The sequence below is a fragment of the Acuticoccus kandeliae genome (genome assembly GCF_003073115.1).
This window is the reverse complement of sequence record NZ_QBBV01000001.1, coordinates 230,638-247,984: the sequence shown is the minus strand read 5'-3', so window position 1 is coordinate 247,984 and position 17,347 is coordinate 230,638. Positions and strand designations below refer to the sequence as shown.

Below are 17,347 nucleotides of genomic sequence, written 5' to 3'. Positions count from 1 at the left end.
CGCAAACGCAAGGACCAGAGCCGGAATCGGCGCGCCTCGGAGGACGACGGGACGTCCGGGCGCTCTGAGGGTGAGGTGGAAGCGCCAGAGGCGGATGCGCGCGAGGACGACGCGTCAGGGAAGGACGGCTGAGCCGCGAGAGGCGCGCGCGGGCGTTGCGAATGCGGCGATGAAGCGCATGAGGAAGGGCGGGCGGCCGGAGCCGCGCCGCCTCAGAGGTTGGGCACCGTCGCGGTGATCTCGATCGCCGAATAATAGTCGGCGAGGTTGCGGATATCCTCCTCGGAGAGGCCCGCTGCGATGATCGACATCTGCTGGTGCTTGCGCTCGCCGCTCTTGAACGCCTTCAGCTGGCGGATGAGGTAGATGTCGCTCTCCCCGCCAATATTCGGCACCTCCGGGTTGGTGCCGATGCCGTTATAGCCGTGGCAGACCTGGCACATCGCCGCCTTGGCCTTGCCGGCGGCGGGGTCGGCCGCGGCGCCGCCGCCCCAAGCGAGCACGAGGGACGCGGCCAGCGCGCAGAGCGCGCGCCGGCCGTTGAAGAGGGTCGAGGCCTCACTCGCCATAGGAGATGCGGTAGACCGCGCCGGCAAGATCGTCGGAGACGAGGAGCGACCCGTCCTTCAGCTGGGCGATGTCCACCGGACGGCCGAGATATTCACCGTTCGGCGTCAGCCAGCCTTCGGCGAAGGGCTCGGTCGTGGCGGTCCCGTCCTCGGCGATCTTCGTCACCATCACGCGCGCGCCGACCGGGGTGGTGCGGTTCCACGAGCCGTGCTGGGCCGAGAAGATCGCGTTGCGATATTCGGCCGGGAACATGCTGCCCGAATAGAAGGTCATGCCGAGATCGGCCGCGTGCGCGACGGTCTCCACCGCCGGCATCACCACGTCCTCGGGGACCTCCTGGTCCTTGTACTCGTTGGTGCGGACCGAGCCGCCGCCATACCAGGGGAAGCCGAAATTCTGCTGGAACTCGGTCTGGTGGTTGATCTCACCCGGCGGGATGTCGTCCCCCATGCCGTCGACCTGGTTGTCGGTGAACCAGAGCTCGCCCGTCTGCGGGTTGAAGTCCATGCCGACCGAGTTGCGCACGCCGGTGGTGTTCACCTCGCGCCCCGTCCCGTCGACATTGAGGCGCACGATGCCGCCGATGCCGACGCGGCGATAGAGCTCCAGCTTCTCCGGCGGCGGCACGTTGAAGGGCTGTCCGAGCGTGATGTAGAGCTTGCCGTCCGGCCCGATCCGGCAGACGCGGGCGGTGTGGTTGTAGCTCTCCTCCTCGACCGGGATGAGCTTGCCCTGCGCCACGACGTTGAACGCTGCGACGTCCGGGCTCTCATAGAAGAACTCGGCCGCGGGGAAGATCAGCACGCGGTTCTGCTCGGCGATGTAGAGCATCCCGTCCGGCGAGAAGCACGGTCCGTTGGGGATCGTGAAGGCGAGCGAGGGGGCGAAGTCCTTCACCTCGTCCGCGACACGGTCCTTGTCCCGGTCCGTCACCGACCAGACCTTGGTCTTGCGGGTGCCGACGAAGGTGACGATCCCTTGGGGGCCGACCGCCATGTGCCGCGCGTCGGGGACGATCGCGTAGAGGTCGATCTTGAAGCCTTCCGGCAGCGTGATCTTCTCGAGCGTCGCCCGCAGCGCGTCCGCCTTCGACCCGCCCTGCTCGATCATCGTGAAGTCGGTCGTCCCGGTCGTCTTGAAGGCCGAGAGGCGCTCCAGATTGTCGGGCGCAGGTGCCTGCGCAAGCGCAGCGCTCGCGACGAGCGCCGTCGACGCGGCGAGTACGGTCAATCGCAGCATGGTGTTTCCTCCATACGCCCCATCTAACGGGGGCTTCGTCCCGGCATCGTTTTTGTGAGGTGCGCCGGGCGGGGAGAGGATGCCTTTAGATTGCAGCAAGGGAAAGCGGAATTTCGTTTCGCAACGCCGCAATGCTTCGCCGCGATGAAGCAATTGGATTGGTGAAAAGCACTCGAACCCGAGACGCTTTAGAATTAACTTGACTTTGAAGCGCGAAATGGCGCGATCCCGGCGAGGTCAGTGGGTGCAAAACCGGGCGAAACATCAAGTTGATACACGCGCACTTGCTCGACCGACACCGCCCCGCCGCCGGGCGCGGTGGTGGCTGCACCTGCTCGCTTTCATCGATCGCATCGTCTCGGTCGGGATCGTCTCGCACGACCCGGACGTGCGGCGCCGACAGCGCTTCGTGAACACCGCCGCCCTCGTCGGCGGCATCGCCTCGCTGCAACATTCGGTCGAGCAGCTTGCCTGGGACGCGGTCGCCCTCCAGCCACTCGTGGTCCACAATTTCCTATTCGCCCTCATCTATCTCGCGACGCCGCTCCTCCACCGCGTGTCGGAGAATGCGGCGGCGCTCTATCTCTGCGCCGCCGTCACGGCCGGGACCGCGCGCGTCATCTGGCTGACCGGGATCGAGGGCGGGGCGCACGTCTATTTCGCCTTCACCGCCGCCGCCTTCCTCTTCTTCGGCGTGCAGCACTGGCGGCTTTTCCTGGCGGTCGTCCTCCTCGCCTTCACCACCGTGGTGACCGCCGTCACCCTCGCCCCACACATGGGCCCGGTCGCCCTCGCCGCGCCCGATTATGTCGAGCACCTCTCGGCGATGATCGTCGTCAACGTGATGATCATCAACGTGTGGCTCTTCACCTACGCGCTCGTGAAGACGCATCGCGCGGAGCGGCAGCTCGAGGCCGAGGTCGCGCGCTCCGACGGGCTCCTCCTCGCGATCCTCCCGCGCCCGATCGCGAACCGCCTCAAGGTCGCGCCGGGCGCGATCGTCGCCGACCGGCACGAGGCGGTGACGGTCTTCTTCGCCGACCTCGTCGGCTTCACGACGCGGGCGCGGACCGCCTCGCCGGAGCACCTCGTCGCCTGGCTCGACACCCTCTTCAAGGGTCTCGACGCGCTGGCGTCCGAGCACAAGGTGGAGAAGATCAAGACAATCGGCGACGCCTACATGGCGGTCTCGGGCCTGCGCGTATCGCCGGAGGTGGGGGCCGAGCGAGTCGCCCGTTTCGCCCTCGCCTTCCGCGACTTCACCGACCGTTATGGCGGGCTGGATGGCGGGCCGCTCCAGGTCCGCATCGGCCTTCACACCGGCCCCGTCGTCGCCGGCGTCATCGGTGGCACGCGCTTCGCCTACGACATGTGGGGCGACGCGGTGAACACCGCCTCGCGCATGGAAAGCCACGGCGAGCCCGGCCTCATCCAGCTTTCCGCCGCGACGGCCGACCTCCTCACCGGCCGCTTCGCCATCCGCCCCCGCGGGGTGCTACCGGTGAAGGGGCTCGGCGAGGTCGAGGTTTTCTGGCTCGACGCCGTCATCGACGTGGCGTGAGCGGGACGCCCGCCGGACCGAAGGCGCGGCTCCGGCCGCAGACGCAAGTGTGAAGGAGACGGATATGAAGGAATTGGGGCTCTCGGCCGGAAGCGTGCTCGATGCGGTCGTCGCGTGGCTCGCGGTCCAGGGGGTGAGCATCCTCGCGGGCATCCTCCTCCTGGTGATCGGCTGGTGGATCGTGCGCCGGATCACCGCGGCGATCACGGCGTGGATGGCGCGCAGCGACCGGCTCGACCCGATCGTGGAATCCTTCCTCGCGAGCCTCATCCACTACGGGCTCCTGGTGCTCCTCTTTATCATCGCGCTCAATCTGATGGGCGTGCAGACGACGAGCCTCATCGCGATCCTCGGCGCGGCTTCCCTCGCGATCGGCCTCGCGTTGCAGGGTTCGCTCACCTCGCTCGCGGCGGGCATGATGATCATCATCATGCGGCCCTTCAAGATCGGCGATTATATCGAGGTCAGCGGTCACGCGGGGACGGTGAAGTCGATCACCCTCTTCCTCACCGAGCTCGCCACCTACGACAATGTGCAGAAATTGATGCCGAACTCGCAGGTCTGGGGCGCGACGGTGACGAACTATTCCGTCTACGCGACGCGGCTCCTCGATATCGCGGTGAGCATCGACTACGACGATTCCATCGACGACGCGCTGAAGGCGCTGCGCGAGATCGCCGACAGCGACGAGCGCGTTCTCGCCGAGCCTGCGCCGAACGCCTTCGTCAGCGATATGGGCGAATCGTCGGTGGACCTCACCCTGCGGATCTGGGTCTCGGCGTCGGATTATTGGGAGGCGAAGCGCGGGCTAACGAAGCGCGCGAAGGAGGAAATCGAGGCGCGGGGGATGTCGATCCCCTATCCGCATCGCCAGATGGTGCCGGCGAAGGGCGCGGCCCCGGCCGAAGCGGCCTCCTGACAAAAGGAAAGGGCCGCCCGATGGGCGACCCCTTCTTCGCGTGACGCTCTTGGAGCGATCTTAGTTGGACGGCGCGGTGGCCGGAGCCATCGTGCCCGAGTTCGCGGAGGCCTGAGCCTGCTCGGCCTCGTTCTCGAGGTCGTCGGCGTCGCGGAATTCCGGAGCCGCCTCGAGCATCTCTTCCGTGGCGTCGAGCATGAAGCGCATGTCGCCGTCTTCATCCTCGGTGATCGACAGGCTGGCGAGCTCGATCGCAACGTTCTTCTCGCCGATGCCGAGGAAGCCGCCCACGCCGATCACTACGCCTTCGACGGTGCCGTCGGCCTTGAGGACCATGTCGTTCACGTCGCCGATCTTCTCGTCGGCGGCATTGACGACGGAGGCGTCAAGCAGCGTGCTGGCGAGGAAGGTGTCCGGGCTCTGCTCGAAGATCTGCCCTTCGACCGGGGTGCCCTCGGCAACTTCCGTGGTTTCCGTTTCGGTTTCCACGGCCGCTTCCGCGTTCTCCATGGTCTCGGCGGTCGCGTCGGCAGCGTTGTCCGCAGCCTGGACCGTCGCGTCGGCCGCATCGTCAGCGGCGTCGGCGGTCGCCTCGGCAGCGTCCTTCGCGGCGTCGGCGGTGGCATCGGCGGCGTTGTCGACCGCTTCAGCAGTGGCGTCGGCGGTGTTCTCGGCGGCGTTCACCGTCGCGGCGGCCGCATTATCGATCTTCTCGCCCACCTGTTCAGCCGGACCATCCGGCTTAACAACAGTGACGTTCGCCGAATTCTGCGCCATCACGGGGGCTGAAAGGAGAACCAAAGCAGACGCGGTGGCAAGCCAGATTTTCTTCTGTGCAAACATGATTGTGCCTTCTAGTCTTCCGTGACGAATTCATTTCGTCGACTGCACATCAATGCAGTCCCTCAGCAATGCGTTCCCCGCTTTCGAAATAATTTGCGACAAGAATGTCGCACCTTGCCAAGCAACGTTCGCGCACTACTCGGAGCGATACCTGCGCCGGCTATTTTCAGGTTCGGTTCATCGGGCGAAAGGTTCCATCTGCGAGTCCTAACATTAGAACTTGCGGCAAAATCATGGCATAACCCGGTGGCACGCGGGTGGAGTTGACAGGCTCTGCGCCAACGCGGCTTTCTGGGCTATAAACCGGGCGGCAGCGCCCAAAATACCGACGGACCATCGTGGACAAGACGCCATCCAAGCCGACCGCCGACGAAGCAACGGAGCCGCGCCCCAGAGGCGTTGCCGATCATGAGGCCGCAGTCGAATGGCTGAAGTCTCGCGGCATCCAGGACGTGGAGTGCATCGTGCCCGACCAGGCGGGCGTCGCGCGCGGCAAGCTGATGCCGACCGAGAAATTCGCCCGCTCCCCCTCCATCACGATGCCGACCTCGATCTTCAGCCAGACGATCGCCGGCGACTATCCGGAGGAGGACGAGCAGTTCTCGCACGACCCCACGGACGGCGACCTGATCTTCGACCCCGACTATGGGACGCTCGCGATCGTGCCCTGGGCGTCCGACCCCGCCGCCCAGCTCATCCACGACGCCCGCTATAAAGACGGGCGCCCGGTAGACCACGCCCCGCGCCAGGTGCTGAAGCGGGTGGTCGAGCTCTATGCCCGCAAGGGGCTGCGCCCGGTCGTGGCGCCGGAGATCGAGTTCTATCTCGTCAAGCCGAACACCGACCCCGACTATCCGCTGGAGCCGCCCATCGGCCGCTCCGGCCGTCCGGAGATCGGACGCCAGTCCTTCTCGATCGCGGCGGTGAACGAGTTCGACGACCTCTTCGACGACATCTACGACTATTCGGAAGCCCAGGGGCTGGAGATCGACACCCTCATCCACGAGGAGGGCGCCGCGCAGATGGAGATCAATCTCCTGCACGGCGATCCAGTCGACCTCGCCGACCAGGTCTTCCTCTTCAAGCGAACGATCCGCGAGGCGGCGCTGCGCCACAAGATGTACGCCACCTTCATGGCAAAGCCGATGAGCAACGAGCCCGGCTCGGCGATGCACATCCACGCATCGGTGGTGAACATCGAGACCGGCAAGACGATCTTCTCCAACCGCGACGGGGACCCGACGAAGGAGTTCTTCTCCTTTATCTATGGCCACCAGCGCTACCTGCCGCACGTGATGTGCATCCTCGCGCCCTACGTGAACTCGTACCGCCGGCTGGAGCGCTTCTCGGCGAGCCCCACCAACGTCAACTGGGGCTACGACAACCGCACGGTCGGGCTGCGCGTGCCGCACGGCAAGCCGGACGCCCGCCGGCTCGAAAACCGCATCCCCTCCTCCGACGCGAACCCCTATCTCGCGATCGCCGCCTCGCTCGCCTGCGGTCTCCTCGGCCTCGAAGAAGGCGGGCATCCGGACGACCCGATCGAGGGGTCGGCGCGCGACCTGCCGTTCGGACTGCCGCGCGGCCTCATCGAGGCGGTCGCCCTCTTCGAGGAGTGCGAGCCGCTGGTCGACATCTTCGGCAAGTCGTTCGTGACGACCTTCCGCGCGATCAAGCAGGCCGAGCACGAGACCTTCATGCGGGTGATCAGCCCGTGGGAGCGTGAATATCTCCTCCTGAATGTCTGACACGCCGTTCGCGGCGCGCATTCCTGGCGCCATATCGGGCCGCAGCGTGTAAGTTCGCGGCGAGACCCTTCACACTCGGGAGGCGCCCCGCCCATGTCGGACACCATCTACACCGAGGAGGCCTCGCTTCCGGATCCGCGCGCCAAGGACTGGGATCTGCCCGACCGCACCGATGCGCTCATCGTCGGCGGCGGGCTGACCGGCCTCTCCACCGCGCTCTTCCTGTCGCGCGCGGGGCGGAAGGTGACGCTGGTGGACAAGGGCGCGCTGGGTGACGGAGCCTCCGGCCGCAATGGCGGGCAGCTCCACCCCGGCCACCGCCAGGACCAGGTCTGGCTGACCGAACGGCTCGGCGAGCCACTCGCCGACACGCTGTGGGAGCTCGGGGAACAGGCGGTCGCGCTCGTCCACCAATTGCGGGCCGAGCTGAACGAGGATTGCGGCTTCCAGCCCGGCCTCATCGAGGCGGCCCACACGGTGCGCGCCTTCGACGCCTCGCGCCACTATGCCGATCATCTGGCCGAGCGCTACGGCGTCGAGACCGAGATCCTGTCGCGCGAGGCGCTCGCGGCGACGATCGGCAGCACACGCTATGTCGGCGGGGTGCGCGACGCGACCGGCGGCCATCTGAACCCGCTCGCCCTCGTGGAGGCGCTGGCGCACGCCGCGCACGAGGCCGGGGCGGTGCTCCACCCCTTCGTGCGCGCGGTCCACCACAGCCGCCGCAGCGGGCGCATCGCCGTCACCCTCGCCGGACCCGGCGGGGACGAGCACGAGATCGAGGCCGACAATGTGATCCTCGCCGGCAACGGCTATCTCGCCGGGCTGGAGCCGCGGGTCGAGAACCGGATCATGCCGCTCGTGAACCACATCGCGGCGACGAACCCGCTGCCGAAGGCGCTGATCCCCGGCGGCGAAGCGGTGTCCGACACGCGCCACGTCGTGCGCTATTTCCGGCAGGATTCGGAGGGCCGCATGATCTTCGGCGGCGGGGAGAGCTTCGGCCGACCGCCCGCCGACGTCGCCGCCTTCGTCCGCCCCTACCTCCTCGAAGTCTATCCGGACCTTGCGGACGAGCCGATCGCCGCGGCCTGGTCCGGCACGCTCGGCATCACCCGCACCCGCTGCCCCTATATCCGCCGGCTCGATCCCGGCCTCTATGCCGCAGGCGGCTATTCGGGCCAGGGGGTGGGGCTCGCAACCTTCGCCGGCAAGGTGATCTCGGACGCGATCGTCGGCGACACCGGCACGCTCGACGTCTTCTCCCACCTCCCGGTCCCGCCCTTTCCGGGCGGCCGGGCGTTCATGTCGCCGCTCGCCGCGCTCGCGATGGCCTGGTTCGCGATCAGCGACCGCCTCGACCTCTCCCGGCGCGGCGGCGAGGCGGCCGGGACGTCCGCCCCCTGATCCCCTTGCCCCCATCGAGATAGACGGCATCTTGACCCCATGAGCACACAGCGCCCCCTCGTCCTCGTCACCGGCGCGTCCGCCGGCATCGGCGAGTCGTTCGCCCGCACCATCGCCGCCGACGGATGCGATCTCCTCCTCGTCGCCCGCCGGGTCGACCGCCTGGAGGCCCTCAAGGCCTCGCTCGGGGTGGAGACGCACGTCATGGCGCTCGACCTCACCGAGGCGGGCGCGGCCGACGCGCTCGTCGCGGAGACGGAGCGGCTCGGCCGCCCGGTCGACGTGCTCGTCAACAATGCCGGCTTCGGCAAGGCCGGGCTCTTCGCGGGTTCGGATCGGGCGGCGCAGCTCGGCATGATCGACCTCAACGTGCGCGCGCTCGTCGATCTCAGCCACCGCTTCCTGCCGCAGATGATCTCGCGCGGCACCGGCGGGATCCTCAACATCGCCTCCACCGCCGCCTTCCAGCCGGGTCCGGGCGTCGCCGTCTATTATGCGTCGAAGGCGTTCGTCCTCTCCTTCTCGGAGGCGCTCAGCGAGGAGACGCGCGGCACCGGCGTCACCGTCTCCGCGCTCTGTCCCGGCCCGACGCGGTCGGAATTCGGCGAGATCTCGGGGATGGCAACGCACCAGGTCTTCCGCCCCGCCTTCATGATGACGGCGGACAAGGTCGCGGAGATCGGCTGGAAAGGGTTTCGCGCGGGCAAGCGCGTGATCGTCGCCGGCGGGCTGAACCGCATGTCGGCGGCGGGCGGCAAGATGCTGCCCCACCGCCTGCTCCTGCCCATCGTGAAGCGGCTTCAGACGGAGCGCTGAGCGCTCCGACGGCACTCAGACGAAGAGGTCGGGCCGGGCGATCCTGAGGCCCATCAGGCAGACGATCGCCTTCCCGTCGCGCAGGTCGCCCGCCTCGAACGCGCGCCAGAGGTCGGCGAGCGCCCATTCCTCGACGTCGATCATCTCGTCCTCGTCGGCGGCGGGGCCGCCGTCGGGGAGCTTGTCCTCGGCCGTGTAGCGCGCGATGAAGCAGTTCATCTGCTCCGTCACCATGCCGGGGATCGGATAGAAGGAGCTGACGAGGACCGGGTCGTGGACGCGGTAGCCGAGCTCCTCGCCCGCTTCGCGCACCGCCGCCTCCGCCGGATCCTTGTCCTCCGGGTCGATGAGCCCGGCGGCCGCCTCCAGGATCAACCCGTTGCCTTCGGCCACATGGACCGGCAGACGCACCTGGCGAACCAGAAGGCAGGTCTTGCGCGTTTCGTCATAAGGCAACACGGCCGCGCCGTTCCCATGATCGTGGACCTCGCGCACGACATCCACCGTGCGCTCGCCCTGCGTCAGGGAAGCGGCATACAGATCGAGCTTCATGAAGCCGTCGTAAACTGAGCGCTCGTGACGAACGCTGTAGGTCTGTTCGGTCAAGGCTGAGTTCCCGTGCCAGGTGTGCGTGCTATAGCCTGCAGATTGCCGATGTGCCACGCCCAATCTGGGAGTCCCGTATGCGCCAGACGAGCGTCCTCAACGATCTCTTGAGCGCCATCACCGACACCCGCCTTTTCGGCGAGCGTCGCAAAATGAAGCGGACGTCGCGGGCCGACCTCGCGGGAATGCTGTCCACGCTCCTCTCGGGGCGGGGCGAGGCCTCCTCCACCGAGCGCGCGGCCGAATTCCTGCGCGCCTATCGCGACCTCGATTCGGCCGGCCGCACCTTCATCTTCCGCACGCTGGCGTCGGAATATGGCGCCGACCCCGACGCGCTGAGCGCGGCCGCCAGCGCCTATATCGAGACGCCGGACGAGGCGCACGCCAAGGCGCTCCAGGTCGCCTCCGAGCCGCGCCGGGTCGAGCTCTTCCGCCGCCTCAACCTCGTGCAGGGCGGCACGCAGGCCCTCGTCGCGATGCGGCTCGAACTCTTCGAGCGCCTCGCCAACCACCCGGACCTTTGGACCGTCGACGACGATCTGAAGCGCCTCTTCCAGGCCTGGTTCAATCGCGGCTTCCTGCTCCTGCGCGAGATCAACTGGCAGACCTCCGCCGCGATCCTCGAAAAGATCATCCGCTACGAGGCTGTCCACGCGATCCAGGACTGGGAGGATCTGCGTCGCCGGATCGACGTGCCCGACCGGCGACTCTTCGGCTTCTTCCACCCGCGCCTCGGCGACGAGCCGCTGATCTTCGTGGAGGTCGCGCTCACCAACGAGGTGCCGACCGCGATCGCGCCGATCCTCGCGGTGAAGCGCGAGCCGCTCGATCCCGCGACCGTCACCACCGCCGTCTTCTACTCGATCTCGAACTGCCAGGACGGGCTGCGCGGCATCTCCTTCGGCTCCTTCCTGATCAAGCAGGTGGCCGAGGACCTCGCGCGCGAACTGCCCCACATCAAGACCTTCGCGACCCTCTCCCCCGTCCCCGGCTTCGCACGCTGGCTGCGCGAGGAGGCCGCGCGCCCGACGAGCGTCGTCGACGAGCCGACGCGCCAGCTCATCGAAAGCCTCGACGGGACCGGATGGATCGAGGATCCCGCCCTCGCGAAGGCAGCGGAGACCGCGCTGACGCCCCTCCTCGCCCACTATCTCATCGAGGTGAAGGACCATCGCGGCCGCCCGGCCGACCCTGTCGCCCGCTTCCATCTCGGCAACGGCGCGCAGCTCGACCAGATCAATTTCGGCGCCGACCGCTCGCCGCGCGCGATGAAGTCGGCGCTCGGCTACATGGTGAACTACCGCTACATCCTCGCCGACGTGGAGAAGAACCACGAGGCCTTCGTCAACGAGGGGAAGGTCGCCGCGCTCGGCGCCGTGACGCGCCTCACGCGCGGGGTGAAGTCGGCCAAGCGGGACGCCTCGACGAAGCCGCCGCGCCTCCCCGCCCCCGAGACGCCGGAGGCCGACGCGCTCGAGGACACGACGACGAACTGACCCTCAGCGGCGCAGGAGATTCCCGAAGATCCCCCGCGCCAGCGACCGCCCGACGCGCGCGCCGGAGGTGCCGCCCACCATCCGGCCGAGCTCGGCCCCCGCCTCGGCCGCCATCGTGCGCGCCGTGTTGCGCGCCATCTTCTGGGTCTCGGTGAGCTTCTTCTTGCCGCCGAACACGGCCCGCCACGCCTCGGTGAGGAAGCCCGGCTCGTCCTCCTCCTCCACCGGCGCGGGGGCGGGCGCCGGGGCCGGCGCGCCGCCATTCCCCCCGCTCGGCGCCTCGGCGGCGGCCGCCGTCTCCTCCGCGCGGCGGGCGAGGATCTCGTAGGCGCTCTCCCGGTCCACCATCGTGTCGTACTTCGCCGACATCGGGCTCGACTTGATGAGGCTCTCGCGCTCGGTGACCGTCAGCGGCCCGAGCCGCCCCGCCGGCGGGCGGATCAGCGTCCGCTCCACCATCGAGGGCACGCCCTTCGGCTCCAGCGTCGAGACCAGCGCCTCGCCGACGCCGAGCTCGGTGATGACGCGCTCGGTGTCGAGGGCGGGATTCGGCCGGAACGTCTCGGCCGCCGCCCGCACCGCCTTCTGGTCGCGCGGGGTGTAGGCGCGCAGCGCGTGCTGTACGCGGTTGCCGAGCTGGCCGAGCACCGTATCCGGAATGTCGAGCGGGCTCTGGGTCACGAAATAGACCCCCACCCCCTTCGAGCGGATCAGCCGCACCACCTGCTCCACGAGCTGGAGGAGCACCTTCGGCGCGTCGGCGAAGAGGAGATGCGCCTCGTCGAAGAAGAAGACGAGGCGGGGCTTTTCCGGATCGCCCACCTCCGGCAGCTCCTCGAAGAGCTCGGAGAGGAGCCACAGGAGGAAGGTCGCGTAGAGGCGCGGGTTGCTCATCAGCTTGTCCGCGGCGAGGACGCTCACCACCCCGCGCCCGTCCTCTGCGGTGCGCATGAGGTCCGCGATCTGGAAGGCCGGCTCGCCGAAGAAATGGTTGCCGCCCTGCTCCTCCAGCACGAGGAGCCGCCGCTGGATCGCGGCGACCGAGGCCGGCGCCACGCGGCCATAGACCTTGGAGAGCGTCGCCGCCTCGTCGGACACATGGACCATCAGCGCGCGCAGATCCTTGAGATCGAGGATCGCGAGCCCCTCGTCGTCGGCGAGGCGGAAGGCGACGTTGAGGACGCCCTCCTGCGTCTCGTTGAGGTCGAGGAAGCGCGACAGGAGGAGCGGCCCCATCTCGGACACCGTCGTGCGGATCGGGTGCCCGGCCTCGCCGAAGAGGTCCCACAGCGCCGCCGGGCTCGAGCCGAAATGATAGTCGGCGCCGAGCCCGATCACCTCCGCCCGCTTCAGGAGGAAGTCCTTCGGCTCGCCCTCCGCGGCGAGACCCGACAGGTCCCCCTTGATGTCGGCGCAGAAACAGGGCACCCCGGCGGCCGAGAACCCCTCCGCGAGGATCTGAAGCGTCACCGTCTTGCCGGTGCCCGTCGCCCCGGTGACGAGCCCATGCCGGTTCGCCATGCCGAGACGCAGATATTGCGGCGCCTCGGCGGTGCCGACGAAGATCATATCCTCTCGTAGGACGCTCACACTGCTCTCCCCTTCTGGTGAAGGCAGCATAGTCGGTCGCGCGGCACACTGAAGTCCTTTCGGTTGAGCTGTGCGGCGTTGCGCGATACATCCTCGCGCCGAACGGAGGCGACAATGGCGAAGACGAAGGCGAACCGGCCGAAGGCGCGTCTGCCGCGCGGGTTTGCCGACCGCACACCGGCGGAGATCCGCCGGACCGCGGCGATGATGGACACGATCCGCGACGTGTACGAGCGGTGGGGCTTCGAGCCCGTGGAGACGCCGTTCATCGAGTACGCGGACGCGCTCGGCAAATTCCTGCCGGACGAGGACCGTCCGAACGAGGGCGTGTTCGCCTTCCAGGACGATGACGAGCAGTGGCTGTCGCTGCGCTACGACCTCACGGCCCCGCTCGCGCGCATGGTGGCGGAGAATTTCGACCGCACGCCGAAGCCCTATAAGAGCTACCGGGCCGGCTGGGTGTTCCGCAACGAGAAGCCCGGCCCCGGCCGCTTCCGCCAGTTCATGCAGTTCGACGCCGACATCGTGGGCGCCGCCTCCCCGCTCGCCGACGCCGAGATCTGCATGATGGCCGCCGACACGATGGAGGCCCTCGGCTTCGCGCGCGGCGAGTACGCGATCCGCGTGAACTCGCGCAAGGTGCTCGACGGGCTCCTCTCCGAGATCGGCCTCGAAGCCGACGACCCGCGCCGCCTCACCGTGCTGCGCGCGATCGACAAGGCCGACAAGTTCCCCCTCCCGGAGATCGCGAAGCTCCTCGGCCCCGGCCGCGAGGACGAGAGCGGCGACTTCACCAAGGGCGCCGGCCTCGACGAGGCGCAGACCGCGAAGGTCCTCTCCCTTCTCGACCCGACCGCCGACCGCCGCATCTCCGACGACCTCGCCGCGATCGGCGAGATCGTCGCGCGCTGCGGCTATGACAGCGTGATCGTCGACCCCTCCGTGGTGCGCGGGCTCGAATATTATACCGGCGCCGTCTTCGAGGCCGAGCTCACCTTCGAGATCAAGGACGACAATGGCCGCCCGATGCGCTTCGGCTCCGTCGGCGGCGGCGGCCGCTATGACGGCCTCGTCGGCCGCTTCCGGGGCGAGGACGTGCCGGCGACCGGCTTCTCGGTCGGCGTCTCCCGCCTCGCCGCCGCGCTCGCCGCGCGCGAGACCGCGGCCGAGACCGGCAGCGGCCCGGTCATCGTCACCGTGATGGACCGCGAGGCGGTGCCGCAATATCAGAAGCTCACGACGGAGCTCCGCGCGGCGCTCAACGCCGACGGCGCGAAGGTGCCGGTCGAGATGTATATCGGCGACAGCGGCATGAAGGCTCAGCTGAAATATGCCGACCGCCGCAACGCCCCGTGCGTCGTGATCCAGGGCTCCAACGAGCGCGAGGCCGGGAAGGTGCAGATCAAGGATCTCGCCGCCGGCAAGCGCGCCGCCGAGGAGATCGACAATCGCGAGGACTGGGTCGCCGCCCGCCCCGCCCAGGTCGAAGTCGACGCGGACATCGCCTCGATCGCCGCCGCCATCCGAAACATCCTCCAGTGACCGATCCGATCGACGCCCTGATGGCGCGGCTCGAGGCCGCGAGCGAAGCCGTCATCCTCCCCTCCGTGCTGCAGCCGGCTGACATCTTCGTCGAGCTCGCGGGCGAGGAGTTCCGCAAGCGCCTCTTCCTCACCGAGGGGGCGAACGGCGAGACCCTGTGCCTGCGGCCCGACTTCACGATCCCGGTGTGCCTCGAACATCTGCGCCAGGGCCGCACGGCCCCGACCGCCTACGCCTATCGCGGCAAGATCTTCCGCAAGCGGCGCACCAGCGGCGAGCCCGAGTTCGAGCAGGCCGGCACCGAGTGGCTCGGCCATCCGGACGAGATGTCGACCGACGCGCGCCTCTTCGCGCTCGCGGCCGAGTGCGCGGCGGCGGTCGGCCTCTCGCCCCGCGTGCGCACGGGCGACGCCAACATGTTCACCGCCCTCATCGACGCGCTCGGCCTCTCGGCGAATTGGCGCACCCGCCTCGTCACCGCCTTCGGCGACGAGGTCCGCCTCGCCGCGGCCCTCACGCGCCTCTCCGCGCGCGGCGGGGACGGGATCGCCGCCCGCCTCGCCCCCTCCCTCGCCAAGATGAACCGCCACCAGGCCCGCGCCGTGGTCGACGCCATCATCGGCGAGTCGGAGCCGGAGCCGACCGGCGGGCGCACGAGCCGCGACATCGCCGACCGCATCCTCGAGCAGGCCGCGCTCGGCGATGCCGACAGCCGCGCCGTCGACGTGATGACGCGCTATTTCGCCCTGTCCGCCCCGCTCGACCGTGCCGCCGACACGATCGCCGCCTTCGCCCGCGCCGAGGGGCTCGACCTCGACGGCGCGCTCACCCGCTTCGCCCACCGCGCCGACGCGATGGTGGCGCACGGCATCGACATCGCGACGATCGGCTTCGACGCCGGCTTCGGCCGCCGCATCGGCTACTATACCGGCTTCGTGTTCGAGATGACCGACGCCGACAATGGCGACGCGGAGGTGATCGCGGGCGGCCGCTATGACCGCCTCATCGCCCTCCTCGATCCGCAGAAATCGCTGCCGGCCATCGGCTTCTCCGTCTGGCTCGACCGGCTGCCCCAGAAAGGTGAGGCATGAGCGACCTCGTCCTCGCCGTCCCCTCGAAGGGCCGCCTCCAGGAAGCCGCTCTCGACTTCCTGACCCGCTCCGGCATGAAGGTGGAGCGCGCCCGCGGCGGGCGCGACTATCGCGGCCGCATCAGCGGGCTTCCGGGCGTCGAGGTCGCGTTCCTGTCCGCCTCCGAGATCGCGCGCGAGATGGCGCAGGGCAACGCCCATCTCGGCCTCACCGGCCTCGACCTCATCCACGAGACGATCGACGACAAGGACGCGCGCGAGACGCGCTTCCACCTCGTCACCCCGCTCGGCTTCGGCCCGGCCGACGTCGTCGTCGCGGTGCCTGAGCGCTGGATCGACGTCGACACCATGTCCGACCTTGCCGACGTCGCCGAGATGCACCGCGCCCGCCACGGCCGCACGCTGCGCGTCGCGACGAAATTCGTCCACCTCACGCGCCGCTTCTTCGCCGCCGCCGGCGTCGCCGACTACCGGATCGTGGAGAGCCTCGGCGCCACCGAGGGCGCGCCCGCGGCAGGGGCCGCCGAACTCATCGTCGACATCACGACGACGGGCGCGACGCTCGCCGCGAACCAGCTCAAGATCCTCTCAGACGGGGTGATCCTCCAGTCCCAGGCCTTCTTCGTCGCCTCGCGCGTCGCGCCGTGGACGGCCGAGACGCGCACCCTCGCCGCGACGATGGTGGAGCGCATCGCCGCGGAGCTGCGCGCCCAGGCGATCCTGGAGCTGCGCGCCGTGATGCCGGACCCGGAAGCCGCCTGCGCCCTTGCCAACGCCCGCTTCGGCGCGGTCGCCCCGTTCGGCGCGGGCCCGGTCCCCCTCGTCCTCCACGTCGCCCGCCGCCGCGCCTCCGAGTGCGCGAGCGCCCTGCGCACCCTCGGCGCGCCCGCGGTGGTGATCACCCAGGTCGCCGACGTCTACGAGCCGAGCCCCCTCACCGCCGCGCTCGAAGCCGCCATCGCGTAAAGCGCGCGCCGCACCCTCCCCTCCCGTTCCACTGGAGAGTCGGGCCCTGTCATGTTCTCCGGGTCGTTCCACCGGAGCCGTCATGCGACCGCGACGGGCCGCGAGGCCCGCGCCGTCACCCGCAGGGCCGGAACGAAGTGGAGGAGGGCGCAGCCCTTGACGGCGCGGGCCTCGCGGCCCAGCCTCGCCGCATGATGGACCCGGTCCCCGCGGGCACCCCTTGCGCCCCCGAGACGCGGCTCAGACCGGCCGCTTGAAATCCTGCCGCGCCTCGGTAATCCGGTCGCGGCAGATGCACCCCACGAAGTGATCGTTGACGAGTCCGGCCGCCTGGAAGAGCGCCGTCATCGTCGTCGGCCCCACGAAGCGCCACCCGGCCTTGCGCAGCGTCTTCGAGGCGGCGGCCGCCTCCGGCAGGATGGTGCGTGCGCGCAGCGAGGCCGCGTCGAGCGGGGTCGCTGGCTCCTCCGGCTCGTGCCGCCAGATGAACGCGGCGAGCGAGCCTTCCTTCTCGATCAGCGCGCCTGCGCAGCGCGCGTTGTTGATCGCCGCCTCGATCTTCCCGCGATGGCGCACGATCCCCGCGTCCGCGAGGAGCCGCGCGACGTCGTCCTCGGTGAAGGCCGCGACGGTCTCGATGTCGAAGCCCGAAAAGGCGCGGCGGAAATTCTCCCGCTTGCGCAGGATCGTCAGCCACGAGAGGCCGGACTGGAAACCCTCCAGGCACAGCTTCTCGAAGAGGCGCGTGTCGTCGGCGACCGGCCGGCCCCACTCCTCGTCATGATAGGCGACATAGTCCGGCAGGTTCTGGTGCCAGAAGCAGCGCGGCGCGCCGTCGGTCCCCATCAACAGCCCGTTCTCGTCCATCGCGCGCGTCTCCCCTCGGCGATCGCCGTGCCGCCCTCTCGTGGTTAACCAATTCTTACTTTCGTGTCCGCCGGGGCGTTGCCACGA

At 69.0% G+C, this 17,347-nt stretch carries 15 protein-coding genes; 9 read left to right on the top strand and 6 right to left on the bottom strand.

Going from position 1 to position 17,347, the window contains the following annotated elements; all coding sequences use genetic code 11:
* Window positions 1–212: 212 nt before the first annotated feature.
* Together DBV35_RS01100 and DBV35_RS01095 are read right to left on the bottom strand one after the other, a co-directional pair.
* The gene (locus DBV35_RS01100) at window positions 213–569 is read right to left on the bottom strand and encodes a c-type cytochrome (protein WP_205648413.1); all 357 of its coding nucleotides are present in this window, start codon (window positions 567–569) and stop codon (window positions 213–215) included.
* Window positions 559–1,809 carry a PQQ-dependent sugar dehydrogenase gene (locus tag DBV35_RS01095; RefSeq protein WP_108658418.1) on the bottom strand — a complete coding sequence of 417 codons (1,251 nt, stop codon included), beginning with the start codon at window positions 1,807–1,809 and terminating at the stop codon, window positions 559–561. Before DBV35_RS01095 ends, DBV35_RS01100 begins: the two co-directional genes overlap by 11 nt.
* Window positions 1,810–2,026: 217 nt before the next feature.
* On the opposite strand from DBV35_RS01095, the gene DBV35_RS01090 reads away from it, so the two are divergent.
* Window positions 2,027–3,370 carry an adenylate/guanylate cyclase domain-containing protein gene (locus DBV35_RS01090; protein ID WP_108658417.1) on the top strand — a complete coding sequence of 448 codons (1,344 nt, stop codon included), beginning with the start codon at window positions 2,027–2,029 and terminating at the stop codon, window positions 3,368–3,370.
* A gap of 64 nt (window positions 3,371–3,434) precedes the next feature.
* Window positions 3,435–4,289 (top strand): mechanosensitive ion channel family protein, encoded by an 855-nt coding sequence (locus tag DBV35_RS01085; RefSeq protein WP_108658416.1) that lies wholly within the window; start codon window positions 3,435–3,437, stop codon window positions 4,287–4,289.
* A 60-nt stretch (window positions 4,290–4,349) separates the two neighbouring features.
* On the opposite strand, the gene DBV35_RS30080 is transcribed toward DBV35_RS01085, so the two are convergent.
* The gene (locus DBV35_RS30080; protein WP_157961522.1) at window positions 4,350–5,132 is read right to left on the bottom strand and encodes a PRC-barrel domain-containing protein; all 783 of its coding nucleotides are present in this window, start codon (window positions 5,130–5,132) and stop codon (window positions 4,350–4,352) included.
* Window positions 5,133–5,467: 335 nt separating this feature from the next.
* Here DBV35_RS30080 and DBV35_RS01070 point away from each other — a divergent pair, with 335 nt between their 5' ends.
* The 3 genes from DBV35_RS01070 (at window position 5,468) to DBV35_RS01060 (ending at window position 9,103) form a co-directional block, all read left to right on the top strand.
* Window positions 5,468–6,880 (top strand): glutamine synthetase family protein, encoded by a 1,413-nt coding sequence (locus tag DBV35_RS01070; RefSeq protein ID WP_108658414.1) that lies wholly within the window; start codon window positions 5,468–5,470, stop codon window positions 6,878–6,880.
* Window positions 6,881–6,973: 93 nt separating this feature from the next.
* Entirely contained in the window at window positions 6,974–8,287 is a 1,314-nt protein-coding gene (locus DBV35_RS01065) for an NAD(P)/FAD-dependent oxidoreductase (RefSeq protein ID WP_108658413.1), read from the top strand.
* A gap of 39 nt (window positions 8,288–8,326) precedes the next feature.
* The gene (locus tag DBV35_RS01060; RefSeq protein WP_108658412.1) at window positions 8,327–9,103 is read left to right on the top strand and encodes an SDR family NAD(P)-dependent oxidoreductase; all 777 of its coding nucleotides are present in this window, start codon (window positions 8,327–8,329) and stop codon (window positions 9,101–9,103) included.
* Window positions 9,104–9,118: 15 nt separating this feature from the next.
* Here DBV35_RS01060 and DBV35_RS01055 read toward each other — a convergent pair whose 3' ends face one another.
* Window positions 9,119–9,766 (bottom strand): NUDIX domain-containing protein, encoded by a 648-nt coding sequence (locus DBV35_RS01055; protein ID WP_281262213.1) that lies wholly within the window; start codon window positions 9,764–9,766, stop codon window positions 9,119–9,121.
* Window positions 9,767–9,786: 20 nt separating this feature from the next.
* Here DBV35_RS01055 and DBV35_RS01050 point away from each other — a divergent pair, with 20 nt between their 5' ends.
* Window positions 9,787–11,205, top strand: coding sequence for a malonyl-CoA decarboxylase (locus DBV35_RS01050; protein WP_108658410.1), 1,419 nt, complete (start codon window positions 9,787–9,789; stop codon window positions 11,203–11,205).
* A gap of 3 nt (window positions 11,206–11,208) precedes the next feature.
* On the opposite strand, the gene DBV35_RS01045 is transcribed toward DBV35_RS01050, so the two are convergent.
* On the bottom strand, window positions 11,209–12,825 hold the full coding sequence (locus tag DBV35_RS01045; protein ID WP_108658409.1) for a helicase HerA-like domain-containing protein: 1,617 nt from the start codon (window positions 12,823–12,825) through the stop codon (window positions 11,209–11,211).
* A gap of 84 nt (window positions 12,826–12,909) precedes the next feature.
* Here DBV35_RS01045 and hisS point away from each other — a divergent pair, with 84 nt between their 5' ends.
* From hisS to hisG, 3 genes are read left to right on the top strand one after another with little or no spacing between them, the layout of a single operon-like run.
* On the top strand, window positions 12,910–14,337 hold the full coding sequence (gene hisS, locus DBV35_RS01040; RefSeq protein ID WP_108658408.1) for a histidine--tRNA ligase: 1,428 nt from the start codon (window positions 12,910–12,912) through the stop codon (window positions 14,335–14,337).
* Window positions 14,334–15,428, top strand: coding sequence for an ATP phosphoribosyltransferase regulatory subunit (locus tag DBV35_RS01035; protein ID WP_108658407.1), 1,095 nt, complete (start codon window positions 14,334–14,336; stop codon window positions 15,426–15,428). The genes hisS and DBV35_RS01035 overlap by 4 nt, the downstream gene beginning before the upstream one ends.
* Window positions 15,425–16,393, top strand: coding sequence for an ATP phosphoribosyltransferase (gene hisG, locus DBV35_RS01030; RefSeq protein WP_108658406.1), 969 nt, complete (start codon window positions 15,425–15,427; stop codon window positions 16,391–16,393). Before DBV35_RS01035 ends, hisG begins: the two co-directional genes overlap by 4 nt.
* Before the next feature lie 240 nt (window positions 16,394–16,633).
* Here hisG and DBV35_RS01025 read toward each other — a convergent pair whose 3' ends face one another.
* Window positions 16,634–17,260, bottom strand: a complete 627-nt coding sequence (locus DBV35_RS01025) for a DNA-3-methyladenine glycosylase I (RefSeq protein WP_108658405.1) — start codon at window positions 17,258–17,260, stop codon at window positions 16,634–16,636.
* Between the last annotated feature and the right edge of the window lie 87 nt (window positions 17,261–17,347).